General features: G+C 52.4%; 13 protein-coding genes and 9 pseudogenes. 15 read left to right on the top strand and 7 right to left on the bottom strand.

Going from position 1 to position 19,327, the window contains the following annotated elements; all coding sequences use genetic code 11:
• The first annotated feature begins 51 nt into the window (after positions 1-51).
• The 4 genes and pseudogenes from ACWWJF_RS27105 to ACWWJF_RS27090 form a co-directional block, all read left to right on the top strand.
• Positions 52-1,220, top strand: a protein-coding gene (locus ACWWJF_RS27105; RefSeq protein WP_455870461.1) for an IS3 family transposase whose coding sequence is annotated in 2 segments (ribosomal slippage) — positions 52-307 and positions 307-1,220 — 1,170 coding nt in all. Because the reading frame shifts where the segments join, the coding sequence is not laid out codon by codon here.
• 65 nt (positions 1,221-1,285) lie between these two features.
• A pseudogene (locus ACWWJF_RS27100) lies at positions 1,286-1,666 on the top strand (IS110 family RNA-guided transposase); the annotation flags it as partial.
• Between the two features lie 91 nt (positions 1,667-1,757).
• A protein-coding gene (locus ACWWJF_RS27095) for an IS3 family transposase (RefSeq protein WP_455871500.1) occupies positions 1,758-2,965 on the top strand; the annotation gives its coding sequence in 2 pieces (ribosomal slippage) (positions 1,758-2,079 and positions 2,079-2,965; 1,209 coding nt in all).
• Between the two features lie 37 nt (positions 2,966-3,002).
• Positions 3,003-3,641, top strand: a pseudogene (locus ACWWJF_RS27090) (IS110 family RNA-guided transposase); the annotation flags it as partial.
• Here the strand turns inward: ACWWJF_RS27090 and ACWWJF_RS27085 are convergent.
• Complete coding sequence (locus tag ACWWJF_RS27085; RefSeq protein WP_455868475.1) at positions 3,588-3,827, bottom strand: hypothetical protein; 240 nt, start codon at positions 3,825-3,827, stop codon at positions 3,588-3,590. The pseudogene ACWWJF_RS27090 and the gene ACWWJF_RS27085 overlap by 54 nt on opposite strands.
• A gap of 79 nt (positions 3,828-3,906) precedes the next feature.
• On the opposite strand from ACWWJF_RS27085, the pseudogene ACWWJF_RS27080 reads away from it, so the two are divergent.
• A pseudogene (locus ACWWJF_RS27080) lies at positions 3,907-4,623 on the top strand (IS5 family transposase); the annotation flags it as partial.
• A 225-nt stretch (positions 4,624-4,848) separates the two neighbouring features.
• On the opposite strand, the pseudogene ACWWJF_RS27075 reads toward ACWWJF_RS27080, so the two are convergent.
• The 3 genes and pseudogenes from ACWWJF_RS27075 to ACWWJF_RS27065 all read right to left on the bottom strand — a co-directional run.
• A pseudogene (locus ACWWJF_RS27075) lies at positions 4,849-5,181 on the bottom strand (NfeD family protein); the annotation flags it as partial.
• A complete protein-coding gene (locus ACWWJF_RS27070; RefSeq protein WP_455871433.1) occupies positions 5,171-6,094 on the bottom strand; it encodes an SPFH domain-containing protein in 924 nt (307 codons plus the stop codon). The pseudogene ACWWJF_RS27075 and the gene ACWWJF_RS27070, both read right to left, overlap by 11 nt.
• Before the next feature lie 393 nt (positions 6,095-6,487).
• Positions 6,488-7,171 carry a methyl-accepting chemotaxis protein gene (locus tag ACWWJF_RS27065; RefSeq protein ID WP_455871432.1) on the bottom strand — a complete coding sequence of 228 codons (684 nt, stop codon included), beginning with the start codon at positions 7,169-7,171 and terminating at the stop codon, positions 6,488-6,490.
• A gap of 153 nt (positions 7,172-7,324) precedes the next feature.
• Between ACWWJF_RS27065 and ACWWJF_RS27060 the strand changes: the two are divergent.
• A pseudogene (locus tag ACWWJF_RS27060) lies at positions 7,325-8,354 on the top strand (IS630 family transposase).
• A gap of 169 nt (positions 8,355-8,523) precedes the next feature.
• Positions 8,524-9,564, top strand: coding sequence for an IS481 family transposase (locus tag ACWWJF_RS27055; protein ID WP_455871431.1), 1,041 nt, complete (start codon positions 8,524-8,526; stop codon positions 9,562-9,564).
• Positions 9,565-9,624: 60 nt separating this feature from the next.
• Here the strand turns inward: ACWWJF_RS27055 and ACWWJF_RS27050 are convergent.
• A pseudogene (locus ACWWJF_RS27050) lies at positions 9,625-9,960 on the bottom strand (portal protein); the annotation flags it as partial.
• Between the two features lie 75 nt (positions 9,961-10,035).
• Here ACWWJF_RS27050 and ACWWJF_RS27045 point away from each other — a divergent pair.
• The 4 genes and pseudogenes from ACWWJF_RS27045 to ACWWJF_RS27030 all read left to right on the top strand — a co-directional run bounded on the left by ACWWJF_RS27045 (position 10,036) and on the right by ACWWJF_RS27030 (position 12,857).
• Entirely contained in the window at positions 10,036-10,188 is a 153-nt protein-coding gene (locus ACWWJF_RS27045; protein ID WP_455868534.1) for a transposase, read from the top strand.
• 70 nt (positions 10,189-10,258) lie between these two features.
• Entirely contained in the window at positions 10,259-10,783 is a 525-nt protein-coding gene (locus ACWWJF_RS27040) for an IS4/Tn5 family transposase DNA-binding protein (protein WP_455869660.1), read from the top strand.
• 114 nt (positions 10,784-10,897) lie between these two features.
• Positions 10,898-11,770 (top strand): annotated as a pseudogene (locus ACWWJF_RS27035) (IS4 family transposase); the annotation flags it as partial.
• Positions 11,695-12,857, top strand: a protein-coding gene (locus ACWWJF_RS27030) for an IS3 family transposase (RefSeq protein ID WP_455871499.1) whose coding sequence is annotated in 2 segments (ribosomal slippage) — positions 11,695-11,935 and positions 11,935-12,857 — 1,164 coding nt in all. Because the reading frame shifts where the segments join, the coding sequence is not laid out codon by codon here. The pseudogene ACWWJF_RS27035 and the gene ACWWJF_RS27030, both read left to right, overlap by 76 nt.
• A 3-nt stretch (positions 12,858-12,860) precedes the next feature.
• On the opposite strand, the gene ACWWJF_RS27025 is transcribed toward ACWWJF_RS27030, so the two are convergent.
• A complete protein-coding gene (locus ACWWJF_RS27025; RefSeq protein ID WP_455871506.1) occupies positions 12,861-13,022 on the bottom strand; it encodes a hypothetical protein in 162 nt (53 codons plus the stop codon).
• 1 nt (position 13,023) lies between these two features.
• Complete coding sequence (locus ACWWJF_RS27020; RefSeq protein ID WP_455871430.1) at positions 13,024-14,469, bottom strand: phage terminase large subunit family protein; 1,446 nt, start codon at positions 14,467-14,469, stop codon at positions 13,024-13,026.
• 119 nt (positions 14,470-14,588) lie between these two features.
• Between ACWWJF_RS27020 and ACWWJF_RS27015 the strand changes: the two are divergent.
• The 4 genes and pseudogenes from ACWWJF_RS27015 to rlmB all read left to right on the top strand — a co-directional run.
• A pseudogene (locus ACWWJF_RS27015) lies at positions 14,589-15,205 on the top strand (IS1 family transposase); the annotation flags it as partial.
• 322 nt (positions 15,206-15,527) lie between these two features.
• A complete protein-coding gene (gene nsrR, locus ACWWJF_RS27010; RefSeq protein WP_438815307.1) occupies positions 15,528-15,953 on the top strand; it encodes a nitric oxide-sensing transcriptional repressor NsrR in 426 nt (141 codons plus the stop codon).
• 41 nt (positions 15,954-15,994) lie between these two features.
• Positions 15,995-18,443 (top strand): annotated as a pseudogene (gene rnr / locus ACWWJF_RS27005) (ribonuclease R).
• Between the two features lie 61 nt (positions 18,444-18,504).
• Positions 18,505-19,239 (top strand): 23S rRNA (guanosine(2251)-2'-O)-methyltransferase RlmB, encoded by a 735-nt coding sequence (gene rlmB / locus ACWWJF_RS27000; RefSeq protein ID WP_455871429.1) that lies wholly within the window; start codon positions 18,505-18,507, stop codon positions 19,237-19,239.
• The last annotated feature ends 88 nt before the right edge of the window (positions 19,240-19,327 follow it).

The raw sequence follows: 19,327 nt of genomic DNA, 5'->3' as shown, positions 1-19,327 counted from the left end.
CCACCTGATCGGAGGTGATATGCTCACCTCATCAACACGACAGGTGACCTCATGGGTAAACATTTTACGGCGGAATTTAAGCTCGAAGCCGCAAAGCTGGTTGTCGACCACGGCTACACATACGTTAAGGCCGCAGAGGCGGTTAATGTCAGCCATTCTGCCATTAGTCGCTGGGTCAATAAGCTTCGCCTTGAACGACAGGGAAAAACGCCAACGGGACTTCCTCTTACCCCTGAACAGCTCGAGCTGCGTGAGATGAAGAAAAAAGTCCAATGCCTTGAAATGGAGAACGAAATCCTAAAAAAGGCTACGGCGCTCTTAATGTCGGACTCACTCAACGGTTCACGGTAGTCGACAGGCTGAGGGCGCGATACCCGGTCACGGCGTTGTGCCAAACTTTTGAGGTACATCGCAGCAGCTACAGGCACTGGCAGGCTTCCGCTAATGAACCCGACGGTGAGCGCGTGGTTAAGTGTAGCCGCGTCATGGAAGCCTGGAACGCCAGCGGCGGCTCTGCCGGCGCTCGAAGTATCGCGACCATCGTCACCGGCAGCTCCGGTGTCAAAATGGGGCACTGGCTGGCTGGCAAGCTGATGAAGGAGCTGGGTATCGCCAGCTGCCAGCGACCGGCTCACAAATACAAACGCGGCGGCAATGAACACGTTGAAATACCGAACTATCTCAACCGCCAGTTCGCGGTTACCGCGCCGGATCAGGTCTGGTGCGGCGATGTGACCTACATCTGGACGGGCAAATGCTGGGCTTACCTTGCGGTGGTGCTAGATCTGTTCGCCCGCAAACCGGTGGGCTGGGCCATGTCGACGTCGCCGGACTCGGCGCTGACAGTTAAAGCGTTGCAGATGGCCTGGGAACTCCGGGGACAACCAACAGGAGTCATGTTCCACAGCGACCAGGGCAGCCACTATACCAGCCGTCAATACCGGCAAGCCCTGTGGCGCTGCCGGATAAAGCAGAGTATGAGTCGGCGGGGTAACTGCTGGGATAATGCGCCAATGGAGCGGTTCTTCCGCAGCCTGAAGACAGAATGGGTGCCGACAAAGGGTTACAACAGCTTCAGCGAAGCCCAGGACGCGATTATCCGCTACATCACGGGGTATTACAGCGCTATCCGGCCTCACTGGTATAACGGCGGCTTAACTCCAAACGAATCTGAGCGACTGTTCTACATACAGTCTAATGCGGTGGCCAATATTAGTTGACCACTACACACCCCCACCCTGTGAGCGGTACGCTGACAGGGTGTTTCTTTATGGAGAAGGCCATCATGCAAAACGTCACGCTTATTGGTATCGATCTCGGCAAACATTCTTTTCACATTCATTGTCAGGATAAATCAGGCAAGGCATTACTGCGGAAAAAGTTTACCCGCACCAAACTCATCGAGTTTCTGGCTACGTGTACACCTACTACCGTTGTAATGGAAGCCTGCGCCGGTGCCCATTTTATGGCTCGTCGGATCAGTGAGCTGGGGCATGAAGTAAAGTTGATCTCTCCGCAGTTTGTCCGCCCTTTTGTCAAGAGCAACAAGAACGATTTCGTTGATGCCGAAGCAATATGCGAAGCCGGATCACGCCCTTCCATGCGGTTTGTGCAGCCAAGAACTGAGGCTCAGCAGGCTATGCGAGCCTTGCATCGCGTCAGGGAGTGATGTAGCCCCCTGTAACACCAGACAGTAGCTGTATCTCCAGATAAGAGATAGGCTTAGATATATGTCTAACAATCATGCTAATTTTGAAATGACCGGGATCCTGTTAGGGCAAGAAGTCCGTAAGCGTAAAACTCCGCAAGAGAAAATCGCCATCATTCAGCAGACAATGGAGCCGGGGATGAACGTCTCCCATGTAGCCCGCCTGCATGGCATCCAGCCCAGCCTTTTGTTTAAGTGGAAGAAGCAATACCAGGAAGGAAGCCTCACCGCCGTTGCGGCCGGAGAAGAAGTGGTTCCAGCTTCGGCGCTGGCGACTGCCCTCAAGCAGGTCCGGGAGCTACAGCGCCTTCTGGGTAAGAAGACGATGGAAGTTGAGATCCTCAAAGAAGCAGTGGAGTACCGCCAGTCGCGAAAATGGATAGCGCACGCGCCCTTGTTGCCAAAGGACGGGGAATAGCTCTGGTCAGCCGCGCCATGAGCGTGTCGCGTGCGCAGCTGTCACTGCGGGTTAACCGTTCTGCCGACTGGCTGGACAGGCGCAGCAACCGGCGTAATGACGAAGCTGATGCTGAGATATTATCGGACATCCTCCGTATCATCAGCGACATGCCCAGTTACGGTTACCGCCGAGTGTGGGGTATCCTGCGTAAGCAACGTCGTGCAGAGGGATTTCCACCGGTGAACGCCAAACGGCTTTACAGGATAATGAGCGAGCATAACCTGCTGTTGTTGCATGATAAAACTGAACGTCCGAAGCGGGAGCATAAAGGCAAAATCGCGGTAGCAGAGAGCGATATGCGCTGGTGCTCAGATGGCTTCGAGTTCGGTTGTGACAACGGCGAGAAGCTGCGGGTGACGTTCGCACTGGACTGCTGCGACCGGGAGGCCATAGACTGGGCAGCGAGCACCAGGGGTTATGACAGTTCAACCGTGCAGGATGTGATGCTGAGGTCGGTGGAAAAACGCTTCGGTAGCGCGCTGCCGGATAAACCAGTGCAATGGCTGACGGATAATGGTTCAGCGTACACAGCGCATGAAACGCGGAAGTTCGCCAGAGAACTGAATCTGGAGCCCTGCACAACAGCAGTGAGCCGTCCACATAGTAACGGCATGGCAGAACGGTTCGTGAAGACGATGAAGGAAGATTACATCGCCTTCATGCCAAAACCCGATGTGCGAACAGCGCTGAAGAATCTTGCAGCGGCGTTCAATCATTACAATGAAAACCATCCGCACAGTGCGCTGGGATACAACTCCCCAAGAGAATATCGGCGCCAGCGGGCATCGTTAACTTAAGATACAAAAGCTGTCCGGAGATGGTGGGTCAAGATCACATCGCGTCAGGGAGTCGTTGGTCAGAGACAACGTTAAAACGACTAACCAAATGCATGCTTTTTTACTGGAGTTTGGTCTCAGCATGCCGAAAGGTATTGCGGTAATCAAAAGGCTTTCAGCTGTTCTGGCTGATAATGACTTGCCACCTTATCTGGCACAGTTGCTGCTTCGATTACACGATCATTACCAATATTTGGTTGGGCAGATAGCAGAGCTCGAAAGAGAACTTGGGCAGGCACTCTCTCTAGATGAAACTGGCCAGCATTTAATGACCATCCCTGGTGTTGGACCGATAACAGCCAGCGTTTTGTCATCACAGTTAGGCGATGGCAAGCAATATGAAAACAGTCGTAATTTTGCCGCTTCCACCGGTCTTGTACCCCGCCAATACAGTACTGGAGGGAAGAATACTCTGCTGGGTATTAGCAAGCGTGGAGATAAAAACCTTCGCCGATTGCTTGTTCAATGTGCGCGGGTATTTATCCTAAGAATTGACCATCAATCAGGGAGATTAGCTGATTGGGTAAGGTCTCAGTTGGGCAGGAAACATTCTTGCGTTGTGTGCTGTGCATTAGCAAATAAATTAGCTCGAATAGCTTGGGCAATAACGACACGAAATACCGTGTTTGAACAGTAATGCTGGTCTAACAGTCAGCAATTTAACGAAGTTACCCATCTGGTTTTGCGAAGACTGATTATTGATGACATGAACGGCCTGACGGCCTGATATAAAACCAAAAAATGAAAATGGCTCAATGAAGCCGATGGCCTTTTTAGGAATATCAGGTGCGAAACTCATCGTGGCGCGGGCATCCTTGGCCATAAAGACGCCGGATAGATTTAAGCAAGCCCACCATTAATCAAAGATCAGTGTTGCAAAAATGGGGGTGACCATAGATTCATTGAGGGCTTTACAGGGTTTTGTTGACTCGATTTTTAAACTGATTAAATTGTCGCTGCATTGTCCAGACTATTCGCTGCTCAGCAAGCGAGCAAAGACAGTGAACATCAGCATAAAAACGCCAACCCGTGGTGAAATCTCACATCTGGTCATTGATGGAACCGGCCTGAAGGTCTTTGGCGAAGGCGAATGGAAAGTCCGGCAGCATGGTGCCGACAGACGCAGGGTGTGGCGTAAGCTGCATCTGGCAGTAGACAGTGCGACGCATGAGATTATCTGTGCGGATTTGTCGCTCAGTGGTACGACTGATGCCCAGGCTCTACCGGCACTGATAAACCAGACCCACCGGAAAATCAGAGAGGCATCGGCTGACGGCGCTTACGATACAGGTTACTGCCATGATGCTCTGCTGAGGAAGAAAATAAGGCCGCTTATCCCGCCGCGAAGGGGGGCGCAATATTGGCCGGACCACTACCACGAGCGTAACCACGCTGTTGCAAATCAGCGCCTGAGCGGCAGCAACGATACCTGGAAAAAGAAAGTGGGCTATCACCGACGCTCAGTGGCTGAAACGGCCATGTTCCGGTTCAAAACGCTTCTGGGTGGTCATCTAAGTCTGCGTGACTACGATGCTCAGGTGGGTGAAGCCATGGCGATGGTCAAAGCGCTTAACCGGATCACGCTATTAGAAATGCCGAACAGTATTCGCATCACGTAACAATCGACCTGGGGCACAGTCATATCGTTATACACATCTTTTGGCCATTTTTTGAACAGGATGCTCAGAACCCCGTGAATTAAGGCATTCAAGCCATCCCATTGGCTTTTTGAGGTTCAAAATGCCACTCTGAGATAAACCCGTAACTCATTGATTAAACAGTGCGTTAGAAAGATGTGTATAACGATATGGGGCACAGTCGTTACAAGTTCTGATTTATTCAACAAAGCCATCCTCAACCGCTTCGGTGATAGTGGCACGCACTCCTATCCGTTGCCGACTGCGTTGGTTCAGCAGTGTGGCATCTGCTATCCGGCGTGAACGGCTACGCAGCCAGTACCACCATAGCAGCGCGATGATGATGGTCAGCACGGCAAATAACGTTCCCTGCCACGCCCAAGGCAGCGGTAATACCCAGGTTAACAAACCAATGATAACGGCAGACACGCAGCTCCACAGTAAATAACCGCTGGCCCCAAGCATCTCAGCCGCCAGTAGTAGACCACCGAGCGAGAGCCACACCCAGTGGGCATTCTCAGCCAGCAGTTCAACGTCCATTCTGGCTCCGGGCGTTTCCGCTATCTTTAATCAACTCGGCGATACCGCCAATAGAGCCCATCAGATTGCTGGCATCCAGGGGCATCATGATAACTTTGCTGTTGTCGGCAGAACCAATCTCTTTCAATACATCGGTATATTTTTGTGCCACAAAGTAGTTGATGGCCTGAATATTACCGGAGTCAATAGCATCAGAGACCATCTGGGTGGCGCGTGCTTCTGCTTCTGCGGCTCTTTCACGAGCTTCTGCTTCCAGGAACGCGGATTGACGCTCCCCTTCAGCTTTTAAAATTTGCGACTGCTTTTCACCTTCCGCTTTAAGAATGGCAGCCTGACGCACCCCTTCCGCTTCAAGAATGTCGGCACGTTTGGTTCGTTCGGCTTTCATCTGGGCGTTCATCGAGGCGATCAGTTCGGCGGGTGGGCGCACATCGCGGATCTCAATACGGGTGATTTTTATGCCCCACGGGCCAGTGGCTTCATCGACAATATGCAGCAGGCGGGTGTTGATGCTGTCACGCTGCGACAGCATTTCATCCAGTTCCATAGAACCCAGTACGGTACGGATGTTGGTCATGGTCAGGTTTTTGATCGCCAATTCGAGTGAACTGACCTCATAAGCCGCACGTGCCGCTTCCACTACCTGAATAAAGCAGATGGCATCAATCGTCACGTTGGCGTTGTCTTTGGAAATCACTTCCTGGGAGGGAATCTCAAGTACCTGCTCCATCATATTGATTTTGCGACCAATGCGATCCATGAACGGTACCACCAGGTTTAACCCCGGCATCAGTGTCTTGGTGTAGCGGCCAAAACGTTCTACTGTCCACTGATAGCCTTGCGGCACGATCTTGATCCCTGACCATACAATAACCAGTGCAACAAATATCAATACGGGAATGACACTCAGCATGGTTTTCACCTCCAAAGGTAGTTTTAAAAATAATTTATTGAAATAAAACTATATTTTTCTTCATCCTGAAAAGGCTATTCTAGCGCCGTCGGTGCATAAAGCCATATCGTTATACACATCTTTTGGCCATTTTTTGAACAGGATGCTCAGAACCCCGTGAATTAAGGCATTCAAGCCATCCCATTGGCTTTTTGAGGTTCAAAATGCCACTCTGAGATAAACCCGTAACTCATTGATTAAACAGTGCGTTAGAAAGATGTGTATAACGATATGGCATAAAGCCCATCTTTTCGCAGGCGTAATCGCGCGTTGTCATTGGCGTATTATCTGAAAATAGCAAAAACGAGAGGTGAGGTAAGCAGGGGCGCTAGTACGCCCCGGCAAGAGCTTGAATTAAAAGGTGGTCCAGTTATCATTTGACGATGTTGTGGTGGAATCTGTACTTGCAGCAGCCAGTAACGGTGTTTTAGCGGTTGTTGTAGGGGACGTCACTGTCATTGAACTGGTCGGTGTAATGACAAACACGGCGACGGCATCCGTCAGGCGTTGCGCTTGATTTTGCAGTGATTGTGCAGCCGCAGAGACTTCTTCCACCAGCGATGCGTTTTGCTGTGTTGATACATCAAGCTGCCCGACACCAATGTTGACCTGATCGAGCCCGACGCTTTGTTCTCGGCTGGAGTGCGCAATTTCCGACATAATGCTGCTCATGTGAGAGGCGTTGGCGCTCAGGTTTTTCATTGAGGCTTCGGCACCTTCCAGCAGTTCCATTCCTTGTTGTGTGGTGTGCACGGCATCGTCGATCAGCGCTTTGATCTCTTTTGCGGCGGCGGCACTACGCTGCGCGAGGCTACGCACTTCGCTGGCCACCACGGCAAAGCCGCGACCCTGTTCACCCGCACGCGCTGCTTCAACAGCGGCATTGAGCGCCAATATATTGGTTTGGAAAGCAATGCCGTCGATCAGGGCGATGATTTCTACCATGTGGTTGGCAGAATCACGGATTTCATGCATTTTGCTCGCGGCATCAGACATTTTGCTGCCGCTGTTTTTCATCTCCAGGGCGGCATCGTTCACCAGCGTATTGGCCTGTTGAGTATTTTCTGCGGTGTTTTTAACGGTAGCCGCTAAATAACTGTTCCGAATAGTAGATCACCTGAAGGGAACTCAGTCCGAGTTGAGCGATCTGATCAATCGATAAAGATCCCAAATCATCAACCGGACTGAGCGATGTCGAGCATAGCACCGATACCCCGTAACGAACGACGCCTGATGAAGAAAACTCTCCATAAAACGCGTGACAAGAATCACGCCCGCAGGCTGACCGCCATCCTGATGTTGCACCGGGGCGAGCGCGTGAGCGATGTCGCCAGAATGCTTTGCTGCGCCCGTTCGTCAATCGGCAGATGGATTAACTGGCTCACCCTGTACGGCATTGAAGGCCTCAAATCTCTGCGGCCCGGTCGTGGCCGTCGCTGGCCGTTTGAACAGATCTGCGCACTGTTAATCCAGCTCGTAAAGCGTTCCCCTCATGATTTTGGCTATCAGCGTTCGCGCTGGAGCACGGAACTGCTAGCGATAAAAATCAATGAGATAACCGGTTGCCAGTTGCATGCTTCCACGGTGCGCCGTTGGCGGCCTTCTGCCGGTCTGGTGTGGCGACGCGCAGCTCCTACGCTGCGTATCCGCGACCCGCATAAGGAAGAAAAAATGGAGGCCATCGCGATGGCGCTGGAACAATGCAGCGCGGAACATCCCGTCTTTTACGAAGACGAAGTGGATATTCATCTGAATCCCAAAATTGGCGCGGACTGGCAGGTTAGCGGGAAGCAGAAACGCATCGTGACGCCGGGCCAGAACGAGAAATATTATCTGGCGGGTGCATTACACAGCGGGACGGGAAAAGTCAGCGATGTTGGAGGAAGCAGTAAAAGTTCGTTTTTTTATCAGTATGTTAGAGCATCTGAGAGCAACGTACAGACGGGCAAAAACGCTCACGCTGATAGTTGATAACTACATTATTCACAAAAGCCGGGAGACGCAGCGCTGGCTGGAAGAAAACTCGAAATTCAGGGTTATTTATCAGCCGGTGTACTCACCATGGGTAAATCATGTAGAGCGGTTATGGCAGGCGTTGGATGAAACCATTACCCGCAATCATCAATGCTGTTCAATGTGGCAGTTACTGAACAAGGTTCGCCGCTTCATGGAAACCGTCAGCCCGTTTCCCAGTGGAAAACATGGACAGGCAAAAGTGTAGCGGTATTAGGAACAGCTATTTAGGTCAAAAAACACGCACGTCGCCGCGTCGTAAACAGGCAATAAACTGTATTAGTCGCGACTTGATCTGACACTGGACCTTGAAAGGTTGAGAGTTACCGGCTTTGATATGGGTGTCGAATCCTTATACAAAACACGAGGTAACTCTCATGCTTCATACTAACAATCCCATCATCAAACACAAAGCCGGCCTGCTCAATCTCGCCGAAGAACTCGGTAACGTATCAAAAGCCTGTAAAATCATGGGGGTGTCACGCGACACGTTTTATCGCTATCAGGAACTGGCGGCAGAAGGCGGCATTGACGCTCTGGTTAACCAAAACCGCCGGGTTCCCAACCTGAAAAACCGTGCTGATGAAGCCACTGAACGTGCGGTTGTTGATTACGCCATTGAGTTCCCGGCTCATGGCCAGCACCGGACCAGTAATGAGCTGCGTAAAAAAGGCGTCTTCATTTCTGGCAGCGGTGTGCGCTCCATCTGGCAACGACACGATCTGGAAAACTTTCGTAAGCGCCTGAAGGCACTTGAAGAAAAAGTTGCCAGAGAAGGCATCGTACTTACTGATGCTCAAATCACTGCACTGGAGAAGAAGGCGCACGACGACGAAGCCTGTGGTGAAATAGAGACTGCTCACCCGGGTTATCTGGGGTCGCAGGACACCTTCTACGTGGGTAATCTGAAAGGTGTTGGCCGTATCTACCAGCAGACGTTCGTGGATACGTACTCGAAAGTGGCGCACTGCAAGCTTTACACGAGTAAAGCACCGATCTCTGCCGCCGACCTGCTCAATGATCGCGTGCTGCCGTTCTACGAAGCTCAGGGGCTGCCAATGCTAAGAATACTGACGGACAGGGGGACGGAGTACTGCGGTAAAGTGGAACAACATGACTATCAGCTGTACTTGGCTATCAACGATATAGACCATACGAAAACGAAAGCGATGTCTCCGCAGACAAACGGTATCTGCGAGCGCTTCCATAAAACTATTTTGCAGGATTTCTATCAGGTTGCGTTCCGTAAGACGTTATACGAGGACCTAGAAAGTCTACAAAAGGATCTGGACAACTGGTTGTGGCATTACAATAATGAGCTAACTCATCAGGGTAAAATGTGCTGCGGGCGTACGCCAATGGCCACGTTACTTGATGGTAAACGAGTCTGGGCAGAAAAAAATCTGAACCAGATTTAATCTGACAGACACCTGTATAAATAACCGGTAACTGTCAGATCAGGTCTGAGCTAATACAAATAAACTAATACGGCGCTGCTCGTTTGACGGATCCATTTCTTCTTCATAGTCAGCACTCATGCGGAAACAACCGAACCCGCCAACTACAGCATCGTCGAATGCGTTATCACACGCCTCGCCGCCTGACGTTTCCGAGTAATCAGCGCGGAACTTGCCGTTCATCTTCTCCGCGAGTTCTTCCGATGCTTGCCCATCTTTCGGCCTGAATCTGACACTGATACGGTTCTGTCGGTACTCGCTGATAATGCGGTCGCACTCTCGCGCAACCTTGTTAAGTTCAAACCGTGGGTAGTGCTCGAATCGTCCTTCTTCTAATGAATATCCGGCATTCGTCGAGCTGTAGTGGCACACTGATACTGGCCACCTGAGCGGAGGTGATATGCTCACCTCATCAACACGACAGGTGACCTCATGGGTAAACATTTTACGGCGGAATTTAAGCTCGAAGCCGCAAAGCTGGTTGTCGACCACGGCTACACATACGTTAAGGCCGCAGAGGCGGTTAATGTCACCTCGTTATACACAAGTCCGCAACGCCTTATATGCCAAGGGTTAGCGGGCTGAAATAGGCAGCCAGTGGGGTTGTAAATGAAGTGAAACCGACGTGTACTATCGCCATTTACGGCGCTGAAAAATGACACGGGATTCAGATGGCTGGGCACACCAAGAACTGGAAGGGGTAAATCTTGGTGACACGAGGCTCAATAAGCGTGCCAAAGGGCTTTTGATACGGCTGGCTGAGAATCCGCAAGCCAGCATTCCGCATGCGTGCCTCGGATGGTCTGAGACGCTGGGTGCTTACCGCTTCATGGAGAACCAAGCATTCGAATGGCGAGACATTCTGCAACCTCACTGGCAGCGTACGCAGGAAAGGATCCGAGAACACGAGGTTGTGCTGTGTATCCAAGACACTACCGAGCTTGACTTCAACGGGCAGCAAATCCAAGGCTTGGGTCCCTTGAACTACGAAGCCAGGCGTGGTCTGTATCTGCATCCGACCTACGCGGTCAGTCCGGATCGCGTGGGGTTGGGCGTACTGGATGCGTGGATGTGGGCAAGAGAGCCGAAGGATGCAGACGGAAAACGCGATGGGCTCAAGGACATATCGTTATACACATCTTTTGGCCATTTTTTGAACAGGATGCTCAGAACCCCGTGAATTAAGGCATTCAAGCCATCCCATTGGCTTTTTGAGGTTCAAAATGCCACTCTGAGATAAACCCGTAACTCATTGATTAAACAGTGCGTTAGAAAGATGTGTATAACGATATGGCTCAAGGAGAGTACGCGCTGGCTCGAGGGATACGAGCGAGTTGCTGAACTCGCCTCGGAGTTGCCAAACACACGTCTGGTGTACTTAGCCGATCGCGAAGCGGATATCAAGGCGTTGATGCAGCTCGCTGATGACCTTGGCACTCCGGCTGACTGGTTGATCCGCTCGACTCATAATCGCAGTCTGGACTGTAATGAGAAGCTTTGGCAGAAGGTTGGAAAGACCGTGCCGGTGGGAGAAATCCAATTCGTTATGGCGGCTCGCGCGGGGCAGAAGGCGCGTACGGTGAAACAGGCGCTGCGCGTGAAGCGAGTGTCGCTGCGTTGCGGGTTGGCAGTGACTTGTGTGATAGCCAAGGAAATTGAGCCGCCAGCAGGCGTGAAGCCGGTCGAGTGGCGGTTGCTGAGCAATCGCGTACCTGAAGGACGAGAAGATATCGTGGAGCTGATCGACTGGTATCGGGCTAGATGGGAAATCGAGATGTTCTTCAATGTGCTGAAGAACGGCTGCTGTGTCGAAGCGTTACAGTTATCGACCGTGGATCGCATTGAGCGGGCATTGGCGCTGTTCATGATCGTGGCATGGCGCATCGCCTATTTAATGCGTATGGGACGAACCTGTCCAGAGCTAGACGCAATGTTGTTCTTTGATTCCGACGAGACTCATGGCGCTTACCTACTGATGAACAAGCGTATGCCCAAGGGCCGCCCTAAGCTAAACGAAGTATTGCGCTTAGTTGCGCAACTCGGAGGCTTTCTTGCTCGAAAAGGCGACGGTGAACCAGGCGCAAAAACTATCTGGAAAGGCTTGCAGAAAGTCATGACGGCCGCCGAAACGCTACGCGCGCTCAGGCACGAACAGAGATGTGTATAACGAGGTGGGTTAATGTCAGCCATTCTGCCATTAGTCGCTGGGTCAATAAGCTTCGCCTTGAACGACAGGGAAAAACGCCAACGGGACTTCCTCTTACCCCTGAACAGCTCGAGCTGCGTGAGATGAAGAAAAAAGTCCAATGCCTTGAAATGGAGAACGAAATCCTAAAAAAGGCTACGGCGCTCTTAATGTCGGACTCACTCAACGGTTCACGGTAGTCGACAGGCTGAGGGCGCGATACCCGGTCACGGCGTTGTGCCAAACTTTTGAGGTACATCGCAGCAGCTACAGGCACTGGCAGGCTTCCGCTAATGAACCCGACGGTGAGCGCGTGGTTAAGTGTAGCCGCGTCATGGAAGCCTGGAACGCCAGCGGCGGCTCTGCCGGCGCTCGAAGTATCGCGACCATCGTCACCGGCAGCTCCGGTGTCAAAATGGGGCGCTGGCTGGCTGGCAAGCTGATGAAGGAGCTGGGTATCGCCAGCTGCCAGCGACCGGCTCACAAATACAAACGCGGCGGCAATGAACACGTTGAAATACCGAACTATCTCAACCGCCAGTTCGCGGTTACCGCGCCGGATCAGGTCTGGTGCGGCGATGTGACCTACATCTGGACGGGCAAATGCTGGGCTTACCTTGCGGTGGTGCTAGATCTGTTCGCCCGCAAACCGGTGGGCTGGGCCATGTCGACGTCGCCGGACTCGGCGCTGACAGTTAAAGCGTTGCAGATGGCCTGGGAACTCCGGGGACAACCAACAGGAGTCATGTTCCACAGCGACCAGGGCAGCCACTATACCAGCCGTCAATACCGGCAAGCCCTGTGGCGCTGCCGGATAAAGCAGAGTATGAGTCGGCGGGGTAACTGCTGGGATAATGCGCCAATGGAGCGGTTCTTCCGCAGCCTGAAGACAGAATGGGTGCCGACAAAGGGTTACAACAGCTTCAGCGAAGCCCAGGACGCGATTATCCGCTACATCACGGGGTATTACAGCGCTATCCGGCCTCACTGGTATAACGGCGGCTTAACTCCAAACGAATCTGAGCGACTGTTCTACATACAGTCTAATGCGGTGGCCAATATTAGTTGACCACTACAAGCCTTCCCACTGTGCGCCTGCGACACGGACAAACCGTTGCGCTTCGACAATCTTCTCGCGAACCTTCTGACTGCCAGACCACGCTTTATCAAAGTTAGTTCTGGCCTGAACGTGCCACTTAGCCAATTTGTCAGTTGATTGTTTTTTATCTGCCATATCAGCCTACCCCGCAGGGGATTGAATAGTTTGAATAGTCGTCGGTGGTTGGTTTGTTGATATCGCCGTGACGGATAGCAAATCGCCTCATCATGTATGCGTATCGCGTGGCGTCGAGTAGGTCATCGCGTATTTTCACGATCTTCCCTTTCTCGTCACGATGATAGAAGTTGTATTCCTCGAACCAGTCACGCAGCCCACGAAACACTTTTAGTCTGCCTTGCCTCATCAGGTCGTACAGTTCGAACAGTTCAGCCTCAACGGAGTTTCCGCCATCAGGCCATGTTGCCCGTTCGGTTAACATGTCGAATCCGGCCTCTTCGTAATATGCCTTTTGCTGAATGCCACTGCCTTTCTCTGTCTGCAACCCATCGCTAGGCCACGCAGTAGGAGCGCCAGCGGCCCACGCTTTAGTAGCGAACCATGCTTCACCGGGTGAGGTTTGAGACGCTTTGTATGCGCGGGTTATGTAGAACTTATCTTCGTCTGCATCCCACGCCAGTCTTACACGTGCCTGAGGGTGATCCCAGCCAAAGTCCATGCCATCAATCACCATCCAGTGATCTGGAATTGGGAACGGGTCGCAGGTGATCAACTCCTCTCTGAAATCATAAATTCGCCCATGCCCCAACATTGGAATGCCTTTGGTTCGCATGTCACGCTGATGAGGCGGGAATGAGGCAAGTAAATCCTCTTTAACTTTCTCGCTAAGGTGCGGCGCATCATCCCAGCCTACATTCATGCACGTTTGCGCAGCGGATGGTGTATCCATGAAGCCGATAACCAAATCTGTTCGCCCATTCTCGGGTGTGAATGTGAGAATGCCTCTCCCGCCGCGGCCTCTATCACCGGTCGCTGTACGGGTTAAAACCTGCGGGTAAATGGTTGGGTCTTTTGGTTCTTCATCGATGTGGAACCAATCAACGCTATCACCCATCAGTGCGTGCTGACCTTGGGAATATGACCAAAACTGTATCTTTGCCGTGCCGCCTGATTTGTGCTGAACGTATACGGTTCTTACCGCGTTTGGCGTTCCTGTCATTGGCTCGGTGCCAATGATTAACTCGCCGGGTATTAACCCACCTTCCCATCCATTATCAGTCTTACGCCCGATGATTGGCGTTTGAAGAAGGTCGCGGCACTTTTCACCTGAGTAGCCGAGGCACCATATCAGCGGAGCGTGATCAAACCTGTAACCTGCCCAACCATCAGGGTAGTCACCCATTGCGTGTACAGAATCGATATATGTTGCCGTATCAGTCTTGCCGACGCGGTTAGCAGCGATGAGGGCAACTTGAGAATATTCGATGCTTAATGCGATGAACTTCTTTTGCCACGGATAGCGAGTGTCGTAGTAGGTGCGGTAACGATAAACCTTGGCCCGGCGTTGCTTATCTTCCAGTAGTCGCAATAGCTCAATCTTTTGCTCCCGATCCAGATTGTGCATTGGTTAACTCCTGCAAGCGCCTGTCTAACTCTTCATCGGTCAGGTCGGTTATCGTTATCTTTTGGTCGTGCTGGATGCGGTCGCCATAACGCCGCGGGGCCACTTTTGCCGTGTACCATGAACGCTTCCGGTGTCACTGCTGTCGCCGTGTATTCCAGCTTACCTACCGCTATGAAGCGCGAAAGCAGGGAGTCAAAGAGCAGATCGTTGATATGGCCTTCAACGGTGCCGGTGTTCGCGATACCGCCAGAACGTTGAAAATCGGCATCAATACGGTCATCCGGGCTTTAAAAAGCTCTCGCCCCGCAGGATAACGTCTTCTCCCGTTGCTCACGCCGACGTCGCCCTTATCTGTGAACTTGATGAGCAATGGAGCTTCGTTGGCAGTCAGGCGCTACAGCACTGGCTCTGGTACTCTTACAATACCAAAACGGGCGGTGTTCTGGCCTACACTTTTGGCCCCCGAACCGATGAGACCTGCCGTGAATTGCTGGCTCTGTTGACACCGTTCAACATCGGCATGATTACCAGTGACAACTGGGGCAGCTATGCAAGAGAGGTTCCGAAGCAGAAACATCTGACTGGCAAGATCTTCACGCAACGCATAGAGCGCAATAACCTGACGCTCCGTACCCGCATTAAACGACTGGCGCGTAAAACGATTTGCTTCTCGCTCTCCGTCGAGATCCACGAAAAAGTCATCGGAGCCTTCATCGAAAAACACATGTTCTACTAATTGGAGTCATTACCAAATGGGGGATGTCTTTTAGCAGGGAAAAAGGCAGAACCGACGTTCAAATCCAGGGAATATGCTAAATAATTCGCCGGATCATTTGCGACTGGTTTATTATTGCTAGTAAATCTGGCTCTTATGTTATTTTCCGTTCATGTTAGTGGCGTATTTTCTTTCTGCGGCGTTGCGGCTCAGGCTGTAGAAACGCAGTAGTGTGCTGTTGGCATGAGCTTTGATGATTTGACGAACGCTGTTGTGATGAGCATTGTTGCGATGAACATTGATACGACGTTCCTACCGATACCCGAGGGTATCCGAGGTTTCTGTGCAGTTAACCAGTTTTACGGATTACGGATTACGCGCGCTGATCTACATGGCATCACTGCCTGAAGGGAAGATGACGAACATTACTGAAGTGACGCAAGTGTATGGCGTCTCTCGTAATCATATGGTCAAAATTATCAATCAACTTAGTCGGGCTGGCTTTGTGATGGCAGTGCGCGGTAAAAATGGTGGCATCCGTTTGGGCAAGCCAGCGCAAACCATTCGCATTGGCGATGTGGTACGCGCGCTGGAACCGCTGTCTCTGGTCAACTGCAACCATGATTTTTGCCACATCACGCCGGCATGCCGCTTAAAAGGGGTGCTGCAAGAGGGCGTTCAGCGCTTTCTCTCCGAACTGGACCAACATACGTTGGCCGATATGGTGAAAGAGAACCCGCCGCTTTATAAATTATTGTTGGTTGAATGAAGTCCGTTCAGCCTTCAGCTGAAGACAACGGAGGAACCGCAATGTCCCAAGATCCATTCCTGGAACGAGAAGCAGAAAAATACGAATCACCCATCCCCAGCCGCGAATACATTCTGGCTCACATCGAAAAACGCAATACGCCCATTAGCCGCGATGAACTGGCTGCCGATTTGGAACTCATTACGGAAGAGCAGCAAGAAGCGCTGCGCCGTCGTTTGCGCGCGATGGAGCGTGACGGTCAACTGGTGTTTACCCGCCGCCAGTGCTATGCGTTGCCGGAAAAACTGGATTTGCTGCGTGGCACGGTGATCGGCCACCGCGATGGTTTTGGTTTCCTGCGTGTAGAAGGGCGCAAGGACGACTTGTACCTGTCGGCTGAAGAGATGAAACGCACTATGCATGGCGATGTGGTGCTGGCGCAACCGCTGGGTGCCGATCGCAAAGGGCGGCGTGAGGGCCGTATCGTGCGGGTTCTGGAACCGCGTACCGGGCAGATTGTCGGTCGCTACTTCCTTGATGGCGGTATGGGATTTGTGGTGCCGGATGACAGCCGCCTGAGCTTCGATATTCTTATTCCGCAACAGAACATCAACGGTGCCCGTATGGGCTACATGGTGGTGGTTGAGTTAACGCAGCGTCCCACGCGGCGTACCAAAGCCATCGGGAAGATTGTTGAGATCCTGGGCGATAAAATGGGTACCGGCATGGCGGTGGATATCGCACTGCGCACCCACGATATCCCGCACACCTGGTCGAAACAGGTCGAAGAACAGATCAAAGATTTCAACGAACAGGTGCCGGAAAGTGCGAAAAAAGGGCGCGTCGATCTGCGTTCGCTGCCGCTGGTGACGATTGACGGTGAAGACGCGCGCGATTTTGACGATGCGGTCTACTGCGAGAAAAAACGCGGTGGCGGCTGGCGTCTGTGGGTTGCCATTGCTGATGTTAGCTATTACGTGCGTCCCAATACGCCGCTGGATCATGAAGCGCGGGCGCGCGGCACCTCGGTCTATTTTCCTTCGCAAGTGGTGCCGATGCTGCCGGAAGTGTTGTCGAACGGCCTGTGTTCGTTGAACCCGGACGTGGATCGGCTGTGTATGGTGTGCGAGATGACCATTTCAGCGACCGGCAAGCTGACGACATACAAATTCTACGAAGCCGTGATGCGTTCCCATGCGCGCCTGACCTACACCAAGGTGTGGCATATGTTGCAAGGCGATGCGGAACTGCGTGCGCATTACCAGCCGCTGGTAGGCGGATTGGAAGAGCTGCACAAGATGTATCAGGTGTTGGAAACAGCGCGTGAAGAACGCGGCGGCATCGCCTTTGAAACCGAAGAAGCGAAGTTTATCTTCAACGCGGAACGCCGTATCGAACGCGTGGAATCGATGGTGCGTAACGATGCGCACAAACTGATTGAAGAGTGCATGATTCTGGCTAATATCTCGGCGGCCAGATTCGTTGAGAAAAATCAGGAGCCTGCACTGTTCCGGGTGCACGATCGCCCGAGTGAAGACCATGTGCTGGCACTGCGCAGCGTGCTGGGAGAGCTTGGTTTGACGCTGAAAGGCGGTATGAAGCCGGAACCTAAAGATTATGCAGAACTGATGACGCTGGTGGCGGATCGCCCGGACCATGAAATGCTGCAAACCATGATGCTGCGCTCCATGAAACAGGCAATTTACGATCCGGAAAATCGCGGTCACTTTGGTCTGGCGCTGACATCATACGGTCACTTTACGTCGCCGATTCGCCGCTACCCCGATCTGTCGCTGCACCGTGGCATCAAGTATTTGCTGAGCGATCGTCGTGAACGTTGGACGCCGACTGGCGGTTGGCACAGCGATCTTAATGAGATGCTACAACTGGGCATGCACTGTTCGCTGACTGAGCGGCGGGCGGATGAAGCCACGCGCGATGTCGCCGACTGGTTGAAATGTGACTTTATGCAGGATCACGTCGGTGAATCTTTTACCGGGATTATTTCCAGCGTGACCGGCTTTGGCTTCTTTGTGCGTCTCAACGATCTGTTTATCGATGGTCTGGTGCATGTCTCGACGCTGGATAACGACTACTACCGTTATGACAATGTGGGTCAACGCTTGATCGGTGAATCGAGCGGGCAGGTCTATCGTCTTGGTGATGAAGTCGAAATTCGCGTGGAAGCGGTCAATATGGACGAACGCAATATCGATTTCTCTCTGCTCTCCAGCACACGCAAAGTGCGCGGTGAAGGCAAGACTGCACGCGACAAGGCGAAAAAACCGGAGCGCCGTGAGGCGCGGTGGTAAAAAACCGGCTAATTTTGAGCCTGACAGTGCGTTTCGCAAGGACGATAGAGCAGGGAAAAAGGCTGCGCCCGATAAGGTGAAAGCAAAGGCCAAGGCGAAGAAAAAGACCGACAAGGCGCAGAAAAACGCCGAAAAAACGCGTAAAATCGCCGCCGCCGCCAAGGCGAAACGCGCCAGTAAAAAGAACGCGGCACAGTAATGCCCGCAGCGAACGGCGGAGCTTCCGCCGTTCGTTAACACACCACGTTTGAAGAGTATCAATGAGCGAAATTATTTACGGTATCCACGCAGTCAACGCCCTGTTAGAACGCGATCCACAGCGTTTTCTGGAAGTCTTCATCCTTAAAGGGCGTGAGGATCGCCGCTTGCAACCGGTGATCGCGGCCTTGGAAGCTAATGGCATTGTGATTCAGGTAGCGAATCGTCAATGGCTGGATAGCAAGGTTGAAGGGGCCGTGCATCAGGGGATCGTGGCGCGCGTCAAAGAGGGGCGTCAGTATCAGGAAAACGATCTGCCGGATCTGCTGGCAAGCGTAGCACAGCCGTTTTTGTTGGTACTGGATGGCGTTACCGATCCTCACAACCTCGGTGCGTGCTTGCGTAACGCGGATGCCGCCGGGGTGCATGCGATCATTGTGCCGCGCGATCGTTCTGCGCAACTCAACGCCACCGCGAAAAAAGTGGCCTGCGGGGCGGCGGAAAATGTGCCTTTGATCCGCGTGACCAATCTGGCGCGCACGCTGCGCCTGTTGCAGGAAAATCAAGTGTGGATCGTCGGAACCGCGGGTGAAAACGACCACACGCTCTATCAAAGCAAGCTGACTGGACCGCTGGCGCTGGTTATGGGCGGGGAAGGGGAAGGGATGCGTCGTTTGACGCGTGAACACTGCGATGAGTTGATCAGCATCCCGATGGTCGGTAGCGTTTCGTCGCTTAACGTTTCGGTTGCTACCGGTGTTTGTCTGTTTGAAGCGGTGAGACAGCGTCTGGCGTAACCATCCTCTGTTTTGTGCATCAACGCGTCTGCTTAGCTGTATTAGTCGCGACTTGATCTGACACTGGACCTTGAAAGGTTGAGAGTTA

This window comes from Symbiopectobacterium sp. Eva_TO (assembly GCF_053848865.1).
This window is presented reverse-complemented; position numbering and strand designations above follow the sequence as displayed.